The 17638-nt window shown below is 52.7% G+C and carries 15 protein-coding genes and 1 pseudogene; 5 read left to right on the top strand and 11 right to left on the bottom strand.

Annotated elements, in window-relative coordinates; all coding sequences use genetic code 11:
• Window positions 1-151 precede the first annotated feature (151 nt).
• The gene (locus NYE26_RS13550) at window positions 152-985 is read right to left on the bottom strand and encodes an AraC family transcriptional regulator (protein ID WP_036728714.1); all 834 of its coding nucleotides are present in this window, start codon (window positions 983-985) and stop codon (window positions 152-154) included.
• 144 nt (window positions 986-1129) lie between these two features.
• Here NYE26_RS13550 and NYE26_RS13545 point away from each other — a divergent pair, with 144 nt between their 5' ends.
• The 3 genes from NYE26_RS13545 to NYE26_RS13535 all read left to right on the top strand — a co-directional run bounded on the left by NYE26_RS13545 (window position 1130) and on the right by NYE26_RS13535 (window position 4847).
• Window positions 1130-3193, top strand: coding sequence for a beta-galactosidase (locus tag NYE26_RS13545; protein WP_339256469.1), 2064 nt, complete (start codon window positions 1130-1132; stop codon window positions 3191-3193).
• A 572-nt stretch (window positions 3194-3765) separates the two neighbouring features.
• On the top strand, window positions 3766-4530 hold the full coding sequence (locus tag NYE26_RS13540) for an AzlC family ABC transporter permease (RefSeq protein ID WP_083684804.1): 765 nt from the start codon (window positions 3766-3768) through the stop codon (window positions 4528-4530).
• Window positions 4521-4847, top strand: coding sequence for an AzlD domain-containing protein (locus NYE26_RS13535; RefSeq protein WP_339256466.1), 327 nt, complete (start codon window positions 4521-4523; stop codon window positions 4845-4847). Before NYE26_RS13540 ends, NYE26_RS13535 begins: the two co-directional genes overlap by 10 nt.
• 46 nt (window positions 4848-4893) lie before the next feature.
• Here the strand turns inward: NYE26_RS13535 and NYE26_RS13530 are convergent, their stop codons facing one another.
• The 9 genes from NYE26_RS13530 to NYE26_RS13490 form a co-directional block, all read right to left on the bottom strand.
• The gene (locus NYE26_RS13530; RefSeq protein ID WP_339256464.1) at window positions 4894-5859 is read right to left on the bottom strand and encodes an alpha/beta hydrolase; all 966 of its coding nucleotides are present in this window, start codon (window positions 5857-5859) and stop codon (window positions 4894-4896) included.
• A 102-nt stretch (window positions 5860-5961) separates the two neighbouring features.
• The gene (locus tag NYE26_RS13525; protein ID WP_339256462.1) at window positions 5962-6369 is read right to left on the bottom strand and encodes a MerR family transcriptional regulator; all 408 of its coding nucleotides are present in this window, start codon (window positions 6367-6369) and stop codon (window positions 5962-5964) included.
• 38 nt (window positions 6370-6407) lie between these two features.
• Window positions 6408-7739: a hypothetical protein gene (locus NYE26_RS13520; protein ID WP_339256460.1), complete on the bottom strand. Its 1332-nt coding sequence runs from the start codon at window positions 7737-7739 to the stop codon at window positions 6408-6410.
• Complete coding sequence (locus NYE26_RS13515) at window positions 7736-8824, bottom strand: DUF58 domain-containing protein (RefSeq protein ID WP_339256459.1); 1089 nt, start codon at window positions 8822-8824, stop codon at window positions 7736-7738. Before NYE26_RS13515 ends, NYE26_RS13520 begins: the two co-directional genes overlap by 4 nt.
• Window positions 8825-8827: 3 nt before the next feature.
• Window positions 8828-9805: an AAA family ATPase gene (locus NYE26_RS13510; RefSeq protein ID WP_339256457.1), complete on the bottom strand. Its 978-nt coding sequence runs from the start codon at window positions 9803-9805 to the stop codon at window positions 8828-8830.
• Window positions 9806-9906: 101 nt separating this feature from the next.
• Entirely contained in the window at window positions 9907-10995 is a 1089-nt protein-coding gene (locus NYE26_RS13505) for a GerAB/ArcD/ProY family transporter (RefSeq protein WP_339256455.1), read from the bottom strand.
• 16 nt (window positions 10996-11011) lie between these two features.
• Window positions 11012-12172 carry a Ger(x)C family spore germination protein gene (locus NYE26_RS13500; RefSeq protein WP_339256453.1) on the bottom strand — a complete coding sequence of 387 codons (1161 nt, stop codon included), beginning with the start codon at window positions 12170-12172 and terminating at the stop codon, window positions 11012-11014.
• Window positions 12169-13617: a spore germination protein gene (locus NYE26_RS13495; RefSeq protein WP_339256451.1), complete on the bottom strand. Its 1449-nt coding sequence runs from the start codon at window positions 13615-13617 to the stop codon at window positions 12169-12171. Before NYE26_RS13495 ends, NYE26_RS13500 begins: the two co-directional genes overlap by 4 nt.
• Before the next feature lie 124 nt (window positions 13618-13741).
• Complete coding sequence (locus NYE26_RS13490) at window positions 13742-14602, bottom strand: DUF421 domain-containing protein (protein ID WP_036728733.1); 861 nt, start codon at window positions 14600-14602, stop codon at window positions 13742-13744.
• Between the two features lie 219 nt (window positions 14603-14821).
• Between NYE26_RS13490 and NYE26_RS13485 the strand changes: the two genes are divergently transcribed.
• Window positions 14822-15028 (top strand): DUF1657 domain-containing protein, encoded by a 207-nt coding sequence (locus tag NYE26_RS13485; protein WP_036728736.1) that lies wholly within the window; start codon window positions 14822-14824, stop codon window positions 15026-15028.
• Between the two features lie 92 nt (window positions 15029-15120).
• Here NYE26_RS13485 and NYE26_RS13480 read toward each other — a convergent pair.
• Window positions 15121-15444, bottom strand: a pseudogene (locus tag NYE26_RS13480) (SAM-dependent methyltransferase); the annotation flags it as partial.
• A 199-nt stretch (window positions 15445-15643) separates the two neighbouring features.
• Between NYE26_RS13480 and NYE26_RS13475 the strand changes: the two are divergent.
• The gene (locus NYE26_RS13475) at window positions 15644-17587 is read left to right on the top strand and encodes an AraC family transcriptional regulator (RefSeq protein WP_339256446.1); all 1944 of its coding nucleotides are present in this window, start codon (window positions 15644-15646) and stop codon (window positions 17585-17587) included.
• Window positions 17588-17638: the final 51 nt, after the last annotated feature.

Below are 17638 nucleotides of genomic sequence, written 5' to 3'. Positions count from 1 at the left end.
TATAGTTGCTTGGCGCGTGGAATTTGTATCCACTTTGTAACCCTTTGTTTCCATTTGTAACTTTCTGTCACCTAACCAAGGCTATCGCGGCGTGAATTCTGCCATAAATGTTACAAACTTTCTTAATACTTGGTCCTAAAAAGGCTTGATTCTATGAGTTGAAGGAACGTCTGTATTGGTTCGGTGGCATCCCTTCGAGCTGTCTGAACACCTTGATGAAATAACTGGATTGTTGAAAGCCGCTTTGCAGTGCAATTTGCGCAACGGACAGCTTGGTGGAGGCCAGCAGCAGCTTGGCCCGGGCCATCCGGCAATCGCTTAAATACCGGTTCGGCGTCTTGCCCATAATGCTTCGGAACAGGCGGAGAAAGTGGTAGCTGCTATAACCGGCAAGTCTGGCCATAGACTCCAGCGTCCAGGGCCGCTCACACTCACTATAGATCCTGTCGGCGGTAAGCCGGATGGAATGCCGGATCTCCAGCGGAACGGAGCCGTGGAGCGGCTCGGTGTTCTGCATCAGCGTAACCAGAATCTCATAGAGCAGTGTGGAGAGGCGCGGTTCACTCCGGGTCTCATAGCCTGCACTGAGCCGGTACATTTCCTCGAAGAGCGCTTCATAACCGGTGCCGGGATCGAAGGTGAAGAAGTAGCCGCGTGACTGATCCGCCTCCTCCAGCATAGGCAGAGGCATCGCCGTGGCGAAGTGCATCCAGCGCACATCCCAGGCAGCTCCGGGATCAGAACCGTACTGCTGATAAGCCCCTCTGGGAAAAAGAAACCCGCTGCCCCGCCTCATGGATATCCGCTCCCCTCCCTGAAATACATACCCTTCTCCCCCGAAAACCATGTGGAGATTATAGCTGTTCAGGAACCCCTCACTTCTGCGCTCTGCATGCTCCGGGAAGTCGCTGTAATGCCCCAGCATCTCCGGATAACATACATAGTGGGCATAAGCAGGCTGCGGCAGAACCCAGTGTTTTCTCATGTAAATCTCCTCCTGCCCTGCGCTGAATCAAGCACGCAATATAATGATATAATAGCAATATTATGTTATATAAGTGGATACACTGCTGATAATACAATAGATTGGTAGCTTAATGAAAGCATATTTTTACACTTGGAGGTTAAGATGAAGAAACCTGTTGCAGCAGAACGATTTGAACTGGGCGTCTGCTATTATCCTGAGCACTGGCCTGAATCCATGTGGGCTGACGATTACCGGCGTATGGTTGAAACCGGATTCACCATAGTACGTCTGGCTGAGTTCGCCTGGTCCATTTTTGAACCGGAAGAAGGCGTGTTTCAATACGATCTGTTTGACCGTGCGGTCGACATGGCACACAGCTACGGGCTGAAGGTCATTCTGGGAACGCCTACGGCCACTCCGCCTGCCTGGCTTACCGAGAAGTACCCTGAGGCCTTGAATGTTACTTATGAAGGTGTGACGCTACAGCACGGCATGCGCCGCCATTACAATTACAGCAGTCCCAAATACCGTGAGCTCTGTGCCCGAATTGTAACGAAGCTTGCTGAACATTACGGCAATCATCCGGGTGTTGTCGGCTGGCAGATTGACAACGAGCTGAACTGTGAGATCAATGTATTCTACTCGGAGAGTGATCATCAGGCCTTCCGCCTCTGGCTGCAGGAGAAGTATGTCACCTTGGACAAGCTTAATCAGGCTTGGGGCACGGTGTTCTGGAATCAGACCTATACGAGCTGGTCACAGGTCTGCCTCACCCGGCCTACTCCTTCACCGAATCAGCCGAATCCGCACCAGGCTCTGGATGAGAAGCGCTTCATCTCTGATAACACCATCCATTTCGCCAAAATCCAGGCAGATATCCTCCGGGAATTGGCTCCTAATCAGTGGGTTACCACCAACGGGCTGTTCGGACATCTGGACAGCCATGAGCTGAATGACGAGCTGCTGGATTTCTTCAGCTATGACTCGTATCCGCAGTTCTCCACCATCGGCTTCGATCCGGCAGAGGTGAACCCGATGCTTGACCGCGGCTGGGGACTGTCCCTGTCGGCCGTACGTTCGGTCAGCAGCAACTTCTGTGTCATGGAGCAGCAATCCGGTCCGGGGGGCTGGGTCAACCGGCTGGACATGCCTTCACCGAAGCCGGGACAGATGCGGCTGTGGACCTACCAGTCCGTCGCCCATGGCGCTGACATGCTGCTCTATTTCCGCTGGCGGACCGCCACGATGGGCAATGAGATCTATTGGCACGGCTTGAACGATTACCATAACCAGCCTAACCGGCGGGTAAGGGAAGCGGAGCAGATCGGCCGCGAGCTGGCAAGCATCGGGCAGCAGTTCATCGGCAGCCGGACTCAGGCGAACGTTGCTATCGTGCGTGATTATGACAATGAGTGGGACGGGGAATATGATGTCTGGCACGGCCCGTTCATGTGGCAGAGCAACAAGGAATGGTTCAAGGCTTTGCAGCGGAAGCATATTCCGAATGACGTTCTGTACCTGCGCAGCCATACCACCCTTGCAGAGCTTGCCCGTTATGAAGTGCTGGTCTACCCGCATCCGGCGATTATGACCGATGATACGGCGGCTCTGCTCGACCAGTATGTACAGCAAGGCGGGAAGCTGGTCTTCGGCTGCCGCACAGGCTACAAGGATATTACCGGACAATGCTACATGCGGCCTTTTCCCGGAGCGGCGCAGGAGATGTGCGGGGTAACCGTGGAAGAATTCACGCTGGTCAAAGGAACGCGCAAGCCTACCTCCATCCGCTGGAACCATGATCCTGAGGCGCTGACCGGTGCAGATGCCTTCAATGACATCCTGCATGTGGAAGAGAACAGTGTGGAGGTCATGGCAACCTATGCGACCGACTACTATGCCGGCAAACCGGCGGTAACCCGCAACACCAGGGGCAAAGGCGAAGTATGGTATTACGGCGCCGTGTTCAATGAGCCTGCTGTGCTGCAGATGCTTGGCAGTCTGGGGCTGGTCTCGCCAGCCGCCGATTGGGCGGAGCTGCCGCCAGAGGTTGAGTTGCAGATTCGTGCTACGGGGGAAGACGCCTCTTCCGGTGTCGCCTTCCTGCTCAACTACAGCGAAGAACCGGCACAGATTGTGCTTAAGACAGCCAAGACGGACCTCTTAAGCGGCCAGACCCTGTCAGGGAGCTATACGATGGAAGGGTTCGGCGTACTCATCTTGAAATAACCACGAACTCCAAAAGGGTTCCGCTGCCGCAGATCGCTCTGTGGACGGCGGAACCCTTTTTACAGTTACAACTAATATTCCCTTGCAATTCGCTATGAATTATTAGATATTAATACAATGTATTTATTATCGGCGATAGTAGAGTATCCGATGTAACTCTGTGAATAGGGTCGAATCCCGGAGGTTCCGTAAAACGAAAATACACCGGCCAGAAGAGTGTGTTCCTAACGGACCTGAGATACCCTATCCCCAGTCAAACGCCACTTTTTGCGGTTTAACGGACTGAGGAGCCCTTATCGTCTCTCTACGAGAGGTTTAGAGTAGAAAATCCAGGAATAAGCTTCATGAGGTCCGTTACTTGCCCAAGTGGTGACTTTATACTAGAATAAGCGCACCTCAGTCCGTTACGTCAGGCCAACTGTCCCTAATGGACAACTCTCGTCTTCATCTGGGAATGACACCTGTAGGTTGGCTCCACTCTTGTACTCATTCAGGTATGATAGCGCCCCATCTACTAGTTTAAATCGGACACTATACTAGTCATTATTCCATGAACCAGAAGGAGCATGCCCATGAAGCCAGAATCCATTCATCAGGAGCCGCTTTCCGGCGGCAGCCTGGTTACAGATAGCCCAAGTGTGCCGGAGAGCAGCGATACGTTCTGGCAAGGGGTCAAGGACTGCCTCCCCACTCTGCTCGGTTATCTCAGCATCGGGTTCGCCGCAGGCGTTGTGGAGAAAACAGCGGGGCTGACCCTTGCCGAAATCGCCATGATCTCCATCATCCTGTACGCCGGTTCGGCCCAGTTTATTGCCGCTGGCATGATTGCCGCCGGGAGCAGCGCCTCCGGTATTGTCATTACGATTCTGCTGGTTAACCTGCGGCATCTGCTGTTAAGCGCAGCATTGTCGCCATACTTCCGGCATCTGACTCCGCTGCGCAACCTGCTGATCGGCTCACTTCTTACAGATGAGACCTTCGGCGTAGCCATTCAGAAGAGCGCCGCAAGGAAGCAGATCAGCGAGAGATGGATGCACGGCCTGAATATTACCGCTTATCTGAACTGGTTCCTGGCCAATATCGCCGGCGCTATTCTCGGTCAATGGATATCCAGCCCCGAGAAGTGGGGACTGGATTTCGCCCTGCCGGCTATGTTCATCGGGCTGCTGGTCCTGACCATTATGGGACGGCGCAAGTATAGACTGGATATCACTGTCGGCTTAGCGGCTGTTGTTGTTGCCGTGCTCGTCTCTGTGCTGTGGTCACCCAGCATGGGCGTTATAGCTGCGGCGCTGGTAGCCTCAACGATTGGAGTGGTGATGGAACAATGGAAATAAGACTGGAAATTGCCATAATCATTCTCGGAGCCGCGCTCGTCACCTTCATTCCGCGTGTCCTTCCGCTGATGCTGCTAAGCCGGATCACGATCCCGGAATGGGGCATGCGCTGGCTGAGCTATGTGCCGATTGCTGTCATGGCTGCGTTGGTTGCCCAAGAGCTGCTCGTAACCGGCGGCAGGTTCGCAGTCCTATCCACCAATGTGGAGCTAATCGCCGCCCTCCCTACCTTCTGGGTAGCCGTCAAGACCCGCAGCCTGCTGGCCACCGTATTGACCGGTATTGTGACGCTGATGCTGCTGCGGCTGCTGTTCTGACCCTGTTCACTGGATGCACTGTATGATCACTTTCTGACTACGGGTGCTAATCTTGCCTGCCCTCCAGCTGCAATACTCTCTTAATGAAGCTGCCTATGTTCCCGATGGCCTGCTGCGCTTCAGGAAGCATGGCAGCCATCAGCTGAAAGGCGCACCACATGTTCTTCCAGATTTGAAGTTCTACTGTGATGCCCGCCGCCTTTGCCTGTTCAGCCAAGCGTTCTGCATCACTCAGCAGCACCTCATGATCTCCCGCCTGTATGAGCAGGGGCGGCAAGCCCCGGAGATCCATTCTTAATGGTGATAATATTGCAGGCCACGCACCGCCATAGTCCCCCATATATTCCTCAATCATTCTCTGATTCGCTTCCCGGCTTCCTGTCGGGTCCATTCCCGCACGGCTGTCATAAGACTCCCCGTCCAAATGAATAAGATCGGCATGGGGAGATAGCAGGCATGCACCGGCAGGGAGCTTGTCCCCCTGGTCCCGCAGCGTAATCAAGGTCATCAGCGCAAGCGTGGCTCCGACGGACTCTCCGCAGACTATAATATTCCCGGCAAGAACGCCCCGTTCCAGTAGCCAGTGGTAAGCTACAAGGCAATCCTCATTGGCTGCAGGGAAGCAGAACTCTGGTGCAAGCCGGTACTCCACAGTTAAAATGGCAATTCCCCCAGCTGCTTCAGATAGACGGGCTGCCAGATCCCTATAGATCTCGCAGCTGCCGGATACGAACCCTCCACCGTGAAAATATAGAATTACCTTGTTATCTGCGGGTTGCGGATGCCCGGCACATTGCCGACTCTCTCCCTCAGCTCTGACCCACTCTCCGCTGAAAGTCTCTGTTTCAACCGGTTCAACCGTCACACCTTCAAGTAAGGGGATTTGCCTGGAAGCTTCCGCAGCCGCAGCCCGGATCTCCTGCACCGTTCTTCCAGAGTAATTATTATTGCTTTTGAGATAGGCTGAAATGGCCTGCAACTGTTCAATCGGGGTGCTGCTCGGATACAACATACGTGTAATTCCTCCTGTTATCCTGGGATGCCCATACTATAGACCCTGTAGCTATGTACAGAGTCAAGAGGCAATTCCTCCAGGATTACAGGCGGCAGCGGATTAATCATTCATGTTCAACATAGCAAGCGTATCCTGCACGCCCGGGTGCCTGTCTTGAGACAGAAGGCCGGACTTTAACGATTCAAGCTGACTGCGTGTCTCGTTCCTCCGGGCAATCTCCAGATCGACAGCAGCGATCTTCCGCTCAATAACTGCGACGAAATCACTGATTCCAATGCTTCGGTCGGCAGATTTAACGAGTGCCTTCTTGATCTCCTGAAGTGTGAACCCGCAGCTCTTGGCATTACGGATAAAAGCAATCCGTAGGAGCGTCTCCTCCGGATACAGCCGATACCCGCCTGCTGAACGCTGCGGCAGCGGGATCAGCCCCTTCTTCTCATAAAACCTGAGCGTCTCCATATTAATCTGAGCCTCTTTAGCCAGCTCACCGCGCAGATAAAGGGTCATGCGTGCCGCTCCTTTCCCGTATTCGCTGAATGAAGCTGCTACAGCTTCAACTGCTCCTTAAGCGCTGCCGCCTCAGCGGCAGTAAGTTCAATCAGCTCCTCCTCCGTATAGCGGGCCTTGTTATATAGGCCGAGCAGCCGGTCATTGGCAGAGGCATCTCCGCCAGAGTGTTTGCTTGAGCGCTTCTGGCCTTGCGACCAGGCGGCTACATCGGCGGCTGTCTCCTGCGGGGTCAGGTAGGGCTTCACCTCATACCCTTCCGCATGTCTGGCCCCTAGCCAGTGCCGGTAGAGCCAGCGGATACGCTCGCGGCTGCCGTCCATCCCCTCCCAGCGGTCCCGGCGGCTGGCTGGTGTCAGCTTGGAACGCACGTATTGCCGGAAATCCTGGACCGTCTGCTCCCAGTTGAACAGGCTGGTCTCCTCATCCTGATACCCCGCAGCCACAGGTGTGTCTCTGCGCAGCAGGGACAGCAGCCTGTCCATCGCTCTTCGCAGGATACCTCCTGTATTTCTGTACAACCAACGCAGAATAAAATACATCAGGGCAAGAATGGCTGCCGCACCCAGAATATAGAAGCCTATATTTAAAATCATCGACAACAAGCCAGGCTCCCCCGGCTCCGCTGCCGGCATGGGAGGGATGGCCTCAGGCAGCGCTTCTGCTGGCGGTGCCTCCTCGGAACCGGAGGATAACCGGCTGAGCCAGGCAAAGAATCCCCGTGTCATATTCCACAGCAGCATCCCAACCGCCCTACCGCCCCCCGCTGCAAGCAGTGCTGCCAGGATAATGAAGCCGATTACGAACATCCGGTTATGCCGCCGCAGTCCTTGAGGCAGATTTCCTGCACCTCCGTTCAAGGAGCTATAACGCAGGTGGGTGCTGTTCGTAGCGAGCAGTGCCAGGATCAGGCACAAGCTGCCGCTCCAGGTGAGCACCGGTGCACTCGGCTGGAGACCGGGGATGCGCGAGAAGGCAATCGAAGCGACAAAATACAGCATGATCCCGCTGATATACAGCCACAGCCGGTTCACCCGTGTGGCTGCTGTCATGCCAAGGAAGGCAGACACTGCCGCTCCGGCTGCCAGCGGAAGACCCATAAGTGTCAGCGTACCGGTTAACGCCGCTGATATAGCTCCGAGAACCAGCGCCGCGAGCAGCTGCTTCCAGCGGCGGTTGCACTTCTCCCGCAGCAGCACACCGACTGCGGCCAGTACCGGCAGCAGATAGATCCAGCTCAGCGCCTCGGCCTCCGGCTGGAAATAAGTCTGGAGCACCAGCCATACCGGGAGCAGCAGCAGCCATTCGATGAAGGCTGCCATCCATATGGCGTAATTTTCTTTGAAAGCATCCGGGATTCGGGAAGTCATAGCTCACCGCCCCCTTCAGAAGGAATATCCAGCCACTCTACACCGTTTCCGAGGAAGCTTAAGCCTGAAGCTGCCAGCTGCAGCTCTGCCCCCCGGTGACAGGTAATGATCAGATAATCCTTATCTGCCTCACCCTTGTCCGCTTCAATCTCCATCAGCCTGCTCATCGGCACGGTCCGGTCCAGATTCAGTCTGGCCAGCAGGCCAAGGAACTCCTCGGTATGAACAATGGACCAGGTGTCCACCGAATCTCTCGCCCCGCTCCCCTCCAGTCTTCCATTGCTGAGCAGCCGGACCTCAATACCGTGGCTGATCGCATACTCGGCTACAGTTGCCGCATAGCGGATTCCCAGCTCTATTCGCTGCACATCGGTAACCGTTCTCCACATGGACTCACTCGTCTCCACGTTCAGGCAGATGACCAGCCGGGAATCGGCGGTGTAATCCTTTTGATGCACCTGCATACTTCCCGTCCGGGCTGTCGCCTTCCAGTTAATGCTCGCCAGAGAATCCCCGGCGCTGTATTCTCTTGTACCGGCGGTCAGGAACGGATCTTCGACAATCCAGCGCTTGACCGGCAGCTCTCCAAGCCAGCTGTGAACCGGCAACGGAAGGTCATGGAAACGCAGCAATCCGGGGTAGACCAGCAGCTCCAGATGAAGCGGGAAGGTCTTGGCGCTGCGGCTCAGTCCGAACAGATCGCCGGTAGTCATGGTTGCCGTCTCCAGGACGAACAGCCCCCGCTCCCTGCAAGTGATATGATGCCGCCGTTTGATCTGGCGGAAAGACCTCAGGAAGAACAGGCTGACATGATTCTGGGAAATCTCTCCGCTGCTGATGCCCAGATTCTCCTGGTTACCGAATTCAAGCCCCTTAGCTATGCTGGATTCCAGCCGCAGCCACGGCAGCGGCAGCAGCTTCTTGTTCATGATTTCCTCAACCATCTCTACCTGCTCACCCGCGTACACCGCTTTGGCAGAGAAGTAACGGGTATAGCTGACCTTCTTCAGCGCATTCCGGTCATAGACCAGCGAGATCAGGACCAGCAGGATGAAGGTGCTTGCAATGAACCACGGCAGCGACATGGATCACTCCACCCTTCCGCCTCTGGACAGGACAGCAGGTTCAGCCGGCACCTCAATTTCACGCAGTACCTGAAGCACTACCTCTGCCGACTGGCCTTCACGGACTCCGGGGCCGCGCTGAAGAATCAGCCGGTGCGCCAGCACAGGAACCGCAACCTCTTTGATATCATCCGGGATACAGTAGCTTCTGCCCTGGATCAGTGCGTATCCCTGCGAAGCGCGCAGCAAGGCGAAAGCTGCCCTGGGGCTTGCTCCCAGCCGGACCGCCGGGGAGGTACGGGTAGCCTCAACCACGCGCATCATATAAGCGAGCAGCTCGTCACTGATAGTAACCTCCGCAGCCAGACGTTGAATGTCCTGAATCTGCCGGGCCGTAGCCACCGCAGCGGTATCCTCCAGCGGGTTATTCTGACGGAATCTCTGGAGGATATGTATCCCTTCCTCAAATGTCGGATACCCGCTGGTAATCCGCATGAGGAACCGGTCCAGCTGCGCTTCCGGCAGCGGAAAGGTCCCCTGGCTGTCCACCGGATTCTGGGTAGCAATGACCAGGAACGGCCGCTCCAGCTCATGTGTCACGCCGTCAATCGTAATCTGCCGTTCCTCCATACACTCCAGCAGGCTTGACTGGGTGCGCGGCGTAGCCCGGTTGATCTCATCCGCAAGCAGAATGCTGGCAAACACCGGACCGGGGCGGAATTGAAATTCGCCGGTCTTCTGATTATAGTAATTGATACCGCTTAAGTCGGACGGCAGCAGGTCGGGCGTGAACTGAATCCGCTTGAACGTGCAGTCCAGGGAGCGGGCCAGTGTTTTGGCGAGCAGTGTCTTTCCGGTGCCGGGAACATCCTCCAGCAGCACATGGCCATTCGCCAGCAAGGCGGTCAGCAGCAGGTTCACGCCGCTCTCTTTGCCGACAATAACTTGTGCCAGATTACTTCGGATCGCTTCAATTAGAGCGGTTGCTTCTTGAAGATTCATGAATAATAACACCATCCTATTCCAGAAAAAGGTATGTACATATAAACTAATCATACCAGAAAGCGCCTACATAATATAATAGCGGAAATTGCAGCCCTGGCTTATGCCTGCGGCTGCCGCTTCTTCCGGAGCATTAACACAAAGAAATAGTACATCGGAATAAACTCTACAATCAGCCACACAAGGGCCGTATTGAAGGAGTAATAGTCGTGATCATACCGGGCCAGATTTCTGGAATAGAGATAGGCAATCGTCACAGAGCAGACTGTCAGGCCGGGAATCAGCAGCTTCTTCGCTCTCTGGCCGGTAAGATAGGCAGCACATTTACTCGCTACATAGATCAGAAATGAACTGTGAATGAACATAGAAGCGGACCAGATGCCGATCAGCAGGGGATCCGAATTGCCCAGAAGCTCGTTGTTGGACGAGCTGCGGACGAGCTGCAGATAGGGGAACGCCAGCTCTTTGCCCAGATAGGCTCCGAAATTCAGCAAGGTCATCACCCAGCCCAGCAGAATCGTCAGCATCACGCACATGCCTCCAAGGGCCAGCTTTTTCATGGTGCTCTTGCTGATTTTGAGCTCCGGGGCAACAAACAGGAACACCACCCATTCCCCCAGCCAGGACATGACGGTTAACGAGTCCTTGAACGCGATAAACGGATCATGGTAATGGAGAAACGCCGGGAGAATGGCGTAATTGGCATGCTGGATGAACAGATAGATGCTCAGCATCGTCGAAGCTACGAAAATAAGCGATATGCCGTCAGACATATACACTATAGAGGTGACTCCGAGATGAGCCGTGTACATAATGACCAGTCCTATAAGAAGCTGGATAAGCAGCGGCGGTGTTCCGCGCAGATAGTTAGATCCGAAGAACAGGACAAAATTCTCGATATCATACGAAGCATAGTAGACACACCAGCATAAGAGGAGGAGAACTATCATCCGGTGCACCCATTTCCCCGTAATTTCCTCGCCGCTAACCACCCAGCCTGCCCCGGCCTTCAGCTTCCCGATCTGAACGGTGAAGAACAGCGGAATCAGCGCCAGGGCATAGCCGGCCAGAATTCCGATCCACCCCTGATAGCCGGAGGATTCAATGAGGCCGGGAACCAGAAACATGGTGCTCTGGGAGCCCAGATATACGATAGAGAACCTGGTGATTTGCCATTTCGTTGTCTGCATACTGTTTTTCTTCCCCTTATTTTTCTGAACCGAAATCCTCGATAACGAATTTCGCTGTCACCTTAATCCGGGCTTCCGAGGTATAGTAGTCTTTCCAACGCTCACGCAGCTTTCTCCACTCTGCCGGATCATTCCATTCCACCAGCATACCCAATTGCAGCACATCCACACCCTCCTGCCGAATACGGTCTAGGGCGGCTGTGATTTCTCCGGCCACCTTCTGTTCAAGCTTGCTCAGAAGCAGGGAGCTGAGCTTGTTCGCATCGCGGTGCTCCGAATCCTTGAAGTAGGTGATGCTGGCATGTCCTTTTATTTTCACATGAAACAACGGACCTTCGGGGGTCATGCTTACTGAGGAAGCTGCGGTGTTCCTGAGGAAGATGGCATTTGCAGCTCCTGTGCCGTCATCATCCCAGTCTATCGAATATACCGGAAACGCGATGTGGCCGGCGAGATTCCCCGCAGCCCAGGCCAAGGCTCTGCCCTCACTGACATTCATCAGACCTCTCATCTTCATCTCCTGGAACAGCATTACACCGCCGACCCCAACCCAGTACTCCTCCTTCTTCTCAGTGTTGTCGCTCTTTAGTCCAAAAGATAAATAATCCATCGCATACCCCATATGCGAGGCCTCCGAGAGCATGCAGTCTCTGATCGTAGTGCTGAACAGGAGGTTTTCTTGGGCAATGTTGCTGAGTACCTGATCCGGTAACTGTTCGAAGATCGGAGACAATTTGGGAATCTCGCTGGCTTTGCCGGGTGCAGCCATGATGAAGGTTCCCAGGGGGATCTCCGGTTGCCTTTTGAACCATTCAAGCATTTCCCCAATGCCTTCCCTGGCGTACTCCTTCCCCACGACCACAATCTTGATATGGGAAATCTCAATCTTTCGGGACAGATCCTTCTGAATCAGGATTACTGCTTCCGGTATAGTCTGTGCTGTCTTGGTGATCATCGAATAAGCCTTGCCGTCAGACGCGCCGCTCCCTCCCTGGGCCCCTGACATCAGCCGGTTCGGCAGCGGCGAACTGATTGTGACTTCAACGGTACCCGGCTCCTTCCCTTTGTCGATGAATATTCCATAGATAAAGGTCAATTTATCAAGCTCCGTTTTGGACCAGCAGCCGGTCAGATTGAAGAGCAGCAGCAGTGCCATGCCCAGCTTGACGGCTCTCATGGCTTCTGCCTCCTTTTATTTTTGCTGTCGGTAAAAGAGCTGCTCCGCTTATTCATATACTGGGAGGGGACGCGAAACAGGGTATCTCTCCAGTCTTCCAAAACAAGCGGCGCCAGCGGCTGCAGGTAGGGTGAGCCGAAGGACCGGAGATGGGCCAAATGCCCATAGATCATAAATACCGCAATAAAGACGCCGATCAGTCCCAGGGTTCCGCCCAGAATGAGCAGCACAAAGCGCAGCAGCCTGAAGGTCAGTCCAAGCTCCAGATGCGGAATGATGTAAGAAGCGATCCCCGTAATGGACACTACAATGACCATCGGTGCCGAGACAATTCCCGCCTGGACCGCCGCCTGTCCGATAACGATACCACCGATAATGGAGACGGTCTGACCCACTGGCTTCGGAATACGGGTCCCGGCTTCACGCAGGGCTTCGAACGTAAGCTCCATAATCAGCGCCTCCGTCAGGGCAGTGAACGGGATATTCTCGCGGGCCGCAGCTATCGTTATCAGCAGATCAGAGGGAATGATCTGTGAGTGAAAGGTTGTAATGGCGACATATAATGACGGCAGTATCATCGAGATCAGCGAGAAAAAGAGGCGGACCAGCCGGATCCAGCTGCCTGCATAAAAGCTCTGGTAATAATCCTCGGAGGATTGCAGCAGCGCAAAAAAAGTAACCGGCGCCAACAGAGCAGACGGTGTGCCGTCCTGCAGAATGCCGACTCTGCCTTCCATGAGCGAGGCGGCGACAGAGTCAGGGCGTTCCGTATATTGATAGAGCGGAAAAGGGGAGAATTGCCCCCGGGACATATGCTCCGCCAGATAGCTGATGCCCAGAATCCCGTCTACATCGAGACTGCCCAGCTTCTGTTCCATTTCCGCCAGGATCTCCGGCTTGCAGAGCCCTTCGAGATAGACCAGATATACATCGGTCTTGGTATATTTGCCGATAGCGAAATGCTTGGTCTTCAGATCCGCATGCTTGATCTTGTGGCGCAGCAGCGACAGATTCGTCTGAATATCCTCAATAAAAGCTTCCTGCGGCCCGATGACCACCAGCTCGTTCTGTGATTCGGACACCGCCCTTTTCTGATAGTGGGCAATCTCAAAATAATACACATACGGCAAGCCTGCGATGCTGAGTACGGGATTCCCGCTGACGATCAGCTCCACTACCCGGCCGGGATGATAGGCCTTAATATAAGGAATCGCGAATGCAGATCCGTGATCCAGACGCTCCATGAAATCCGCCCAGTGCGGCTCCGCATTGGCTTCTGCCTTCAGGGGCGTGGCGACAAATTCCTGCAGGCTTAGGGTATCCACGATAGAAGGAATATAGATCAGCATACAGGAATGCCCGTAGACATTAATAGACTGGTAGACCGCATCGCTGCAATCTGTCAACTGCTCCTTGATTAACTCCAGCATATCCTGATCAGGCAATCTGGCAGCCTCCTTCCGGTAGTGGGGATTCTGCCTTAGTATTCCAGCTCGTTCCTGGATTTATGCCCGGACATGCCCAAAGAAGCCGGATCACCGGCTCCTGCTTGTGAAACTGCTCATGCTGTCAGTTCTGGATAAAAGGCTTCAGCTTCTGCAGCAGCTCCTGCAATTGCTCTGAACAATTTCCGTACATTTGCTTCGCCGCTTTGTTCTTGGTGGACAGACCGAACAGCTCCAGATCGGCTTCACATTTCTTCAGCAGCGCATACAGCTGAGGCTTATCCTGCGGCTGCGGCACCTTGACTTTGTCAGCATAGAGATCCACGGTAAGCTCACCATAAGAGTCTACCTGCCCGAGGAAAACATCCTTCACGGTCAGATTCAGCTTTTCCAGCTCGGTCTGCAGCCACTTCCGGGACAGATTCAGCGTATCCAGAGGCTCGTCCAGAATCTCACCATCCATAATTACAGCGAGCGTCTCCTTCTCCGGTGCAACCTTGATTCCCAGATCCTTAGGGGTAAAGGGCTGATTCTCCTTGGTCAAAAGCACGTTAATCGCACCATCCGATTCCATAATCGCAAATTCCACATCGGCCACCTTAAAGACATCCTTTTTGCGCAATTCCTCCAGCAGCTCGTCGACGCTCAGACGCTCTTTTTTCATATTATTCTCGAGAATCTTGCCGTCCTTAATCAGTACCGTTGATTTGAAGTCAATGAAATCCCGGGCCTTTTTGCTCTTGATTTGCAGATATTCGATGCCCAGCGAGCAGGCAACCCAGACGCCTAAGGCAATCAGGCCCAGATGCCAGGTCTTATCCGTGTCCAGCGAGATATAAGCAGCCAAGCTCCCCACTGTAATTCCCGTAATATATTCAAAAAAAGACAGCTGCGAAACCTGCCGTTTGCCGAGTATCTTGGTTAGAAAAAACATTACGACCACAGCAAACAAGGTCCGCAAGACAACCTCCAGCGCTTCAGGCATTCGAATAACCCCCTGTATTGTGATATTTCATGCTCTGTGTGCTCAGGCATTCTGCTTCAGTATTTGTCAAACCAGGGGTGAATTAACCACAAGATTTCGTGCCGGCTGATTATGCTCTCGTGAGGCTGGAGTGATTTTCCAGAATATGAGCTGCAGGAATGCAGATACTAGAGTCCGTGGATGATGATCCATTTCTATGATATGGAGGAGGGTATACCGATGACTGTCGCCTCACAAGTCAAGACGTGCGTAGCTTCGCTAAAAAGTGCCCAGGCCAGCCTGGAGCAATTCGCCATGGAAACACAAAATGAAGAAGCCAAGACCCTGTTTACCAATGCCGCCGAGCAGACTCAGCAGATTGTTCAGCAGGTAGAAGGACGCGTAACTGAGCTGGAAAAGGAAGAACCGCAATACCGGGGCTTCTAGCCCGGGCGGGTTGAATGAAGGACAGGCTGGTCTGAGTGTAGCGAGTCATGCTGCGCGGATCAGCCTTTTTTTCAAGGTACGGAAACTATGTGTCATCTCTTAACGGCATCCACAATCAGCGAGACAAAGCCTAATCTTCCCTCTGTATTGCGGTGGTCGAAGCGCCTGGAACGGTAGATAAACCCTCCGCCTTCATCCCAGTAGTTATAATGAAACTTCCCGGATTCATCGCAATACTCCAGCAGTTTGACCTCGAAGCAGCCAGCCGTGAACATGCCTCGCAGGGTATTGTAATTATGTACGATGCGGTGAGACGCCGCGGGATGATCCAGGGGACCTGGTCCTCCGACCTGTACAATTTTCTGATAAGCTTCATCCGGAAAATACCCATCCGGCACAGCACAGCGGATTCATCCATCGAGATCACCCCTTGTTAGTCACATCCACTATCTGCTATTTATTCTAATCTTCATTGTAAGGATCTGGAATACAGCGATGTTAGAAAGATATGGAGTTATGTGACTTTTAATGTAGCAAGTATTATTCAGACTGTCATTGATAATGGTTATCATTTAAAATGAGGAGTAGACAGATAACGGAGGGGAATATCGCATCATGCACATCAGCAATCAATTATTACTTTGGGATCAGGCTGCAATTACACTGGTGGATATCCGGCAGAAGGAGTTAGCGCAAGGCGAAGTTCTTCCTCCATTTATAATACCTGCCAATATATTTTTGCTATCGGTACAAGGAAGCGCACAAGTTCAGTCAGACCAGGCTGAATTTGCTTGGACAGGATTTCAACTTTTACATAGCGGCAAAGGGGCCATCCTAAGCATCGTTCCCATAAAAGATAAATTTATCTACTATATCATTTACTACAAAGCCTTGCTCCATGAAGCGAATCCTTTTCAAGAGCAGTATTGCTTTAGCCCTGAGGCTCCGCTTTTACTCTATAACAAAATTCAGCAGATGCATCAGAAATGGGATCAGCCGGAAGAGCGTCTTCATGTAAAAGCACTTTTTTACCAATTCGTTCATCTGACGTTAAAGGAATTGCGCCTGCAAGAGCATGAGACCGAGGTCAGAACAACTTCTGTTGCAGTGCAGGTAATCACTTATATCCGGGAGTATTATGCGGAACCCGTTACCTTAGACTCACTTGCGGAAGTGTTCAATTTCAGCGCTTATCACTTGTCATCCTTATTTAAAGAGCATACAGGCGTCAGTCCGATTGATTACTTAATCCGCTACCGGCTTGACCTTGCATCAGAGCTTCTAATGACAACTAATGCTTCAGTCGGGGAGATTGCGGCGAGTGTCGGGTATAAAGACGTGTATTATTTCAGCAGGATTTATAAAAAGCGTAAGGGTGTAGCCCCTGCTTATCATAGAAATAGCGAGCTGCTGCAGCACAAAGTTGCTGAAAGTCCATTAAACTTCCCCACATCCTCTATTTCTGATAATGTTACTGATCTGTATATTAATAATGATAATCATTATCATAATACGGACAAAGGGGAAATACATATGTTTACATCAAAACCAACCAGATCTGTAGCCATAGCTGCAATCCTGCTGTGCGGCTCCCTGCTGCTCAGCGCTTGCTCCAACGGCACGAACACAGCGGCGAAGAATTCAAGCAACGCAAACAATAAAGTTAATCAGGCAACTCCGATTGCCTCAGAAGAAAGTCCGAAGACGCGGATCGTATCCACGCCAAGAGGAGACATTGAAGTACCCGCAGAGCCGGTAAAAGTCGCGGCAGACCAATATATGGGTCATTTATTGAAGCTGGGCATTGTCCCTATCGGGGCAAGAACATTCATGCTCGACGAAGGCTGGATGGACAAGGCGGAGATTCCACAAGAAACACTCGATACGATCGAAGATTTAGGGGAATTTCCGATGAATCTGGAGAAATTGACCATGCTGGAGCCAGACCTCATTATCGGTTCCATCGAAGATTACGTTGACCAATATGAGAAGATCGGCACCACTGTTTTTCTGCCATACTGGGAAGAGTTGTCAACAGCCGGGCCACTTGATAAATTCAGACGAGTAGCCTCGATATTCGGAAAAGAACAGCAGGCTGAGGATTGGATTGCGGAATACGAACAGAAGGTTGTTGAAGCAAGGTCAAAGGTATCTAACGTCATCAAGGAAGGGGAGACGGTATCCATCGTTCAGTTTGCCGAAAAAACAGTATATGTGTTAGCAGCAACGGGCGGAAATTATGGTTCCTCCACTATCTACGAAATGCTGCAGCTGCCTCCAACAGAAAGTGCCTTACATATGAAAGAGGGGTTCGAATCGATCTCGCTTGAGGTGCTTCCTGAATATTTAGGTGATTATATCTTTGTCTATAATGGTGATGCTGAGATTACAAACCAAGCAATGGAAAGTGATATATGGAAAAGTGTACCTGCTGTGAAGAAGGGCAAAGTATTTTTATATGGGGATAATTATCATGATGAATTCGTCATGGAGGACCCCTATTCTTTGGAGCAGCAGCTGGATACGGTTGTGAACTTGTTACTGGGGACGGATAAATAACCAGAATTGAGAAGACGGCGGTAAAAGAAAAGGCATGGGGCTTTCCCCATG

The organism is Paenibacillus sp. FSL P2-0136 (assembly GCF_037975325.1).
GTDB lineage: Bacteria > Bacillota > Bacilli > Paenibacillales > Paenibacillaceae > Paenibacillus_AQ > Paenibacillus_AQ silagei.
The sequence above is the reverse complement of the archived record's forward strand: the minus strand, read 5'-3'. Positions and strand labels throughout refer to the sequence as shown.

Coding starts and splice junctions, on each gene's coding strand:
- NYE26_RS13550 (WP_036728714.1), bottom strand. CDS start 985: ATGAGAAAACACTGGGTTCTGCCGCAGCCTGCTTATGCCCACTATGTA.
- NYE26_RS13545 (WP_339256469.1), top strand. CDS start 1,130: ATGAAGAAACCTGTTGCAGCAGAACGATTTGAACTGGGCGTCTGCTAT.
- NYE26_RS13540 (WP_083684804.1), top strand. CDS start 3,766: ATGAAGCCAGAATCCATTCATCAGGAGCCGCTTTCCGGCGGCAGCCTG.
- NYE26_RS13535 (WP_339256466.1), top strand. CDS start 4,521: ATGGAAATAAGACTGGAAATTGCCATAATCATTCTCGGAGCCGCGCTC.
- NYE26_RS13530 (WP_339256464.1), bottom strand. CDS start 5,859: ATGTTGTATCCGAGCAGCACCCCGATTGAACAGTTGCAGGCCATTTCA.
- NYE26_RS13525 (WP_339256462.1), bottom strand. CDS start 6,369: ATGACCCTTTATCTGCGCGGTGAGCTGGCTAAAGAGGCTCAGATTAAT.
- NYE26_RS13520 (WP_339256460.1), bottom strand. CDS start 7,739: ATGACTTCCCGAATCCCGGATGCTTTCAAAGAAAATTACGCCATATGG.
- NYE26_RS13515 (WP_339256459.1), bottom strand. CDS start 8,824: ATGTCGCTGCCGTGGTTCATTGCAAGCACCTTCATCCTGCTGGTCCTG.
- NYE26_RS13510 (WP_339256457.1), bottom strand. CDS start 9,805: ATGAATCTTCAAGAAGCAACCGCTCTAATTGAAGCGATCCGAAGTAAT.
- NYE26_RS13505 (WP_339256455.1), bottom strand. CDS start 10,995: ATGCAGACAACGAAATGGCAAATCACCAGGTTCTCTATCGTATATCTG.
- NYE26_RS13500 (WP_339256453.1), bottom strand. CDS start 12,172: ATGAGAGCCGTCAAGCTGGGCATGGCACTGCTGCTGCTCTTCAATCTG.
- NYE26_RS13490 (WP_036728733.1), bottom strand. CDS start 14,602: ATGCCTGAAGCGCTGGAGGTTGTCTTGCGGACCTTGTTTGCTGTGGTC.
- NYE26_RS13485 (WP_036728736.1), top strand. CDS start 14,822: ATGACTGTCGCCTCACAAGTCAAGACGTGCGTAGCTTCGCTAAAAAGT.
- NYE26_RS13475 (WP_339256446.1), top strand. CDS start 15,644: ATGCACATCAGCAATCAATTATTACTTTGGGATCAGGCTGCAATTACA.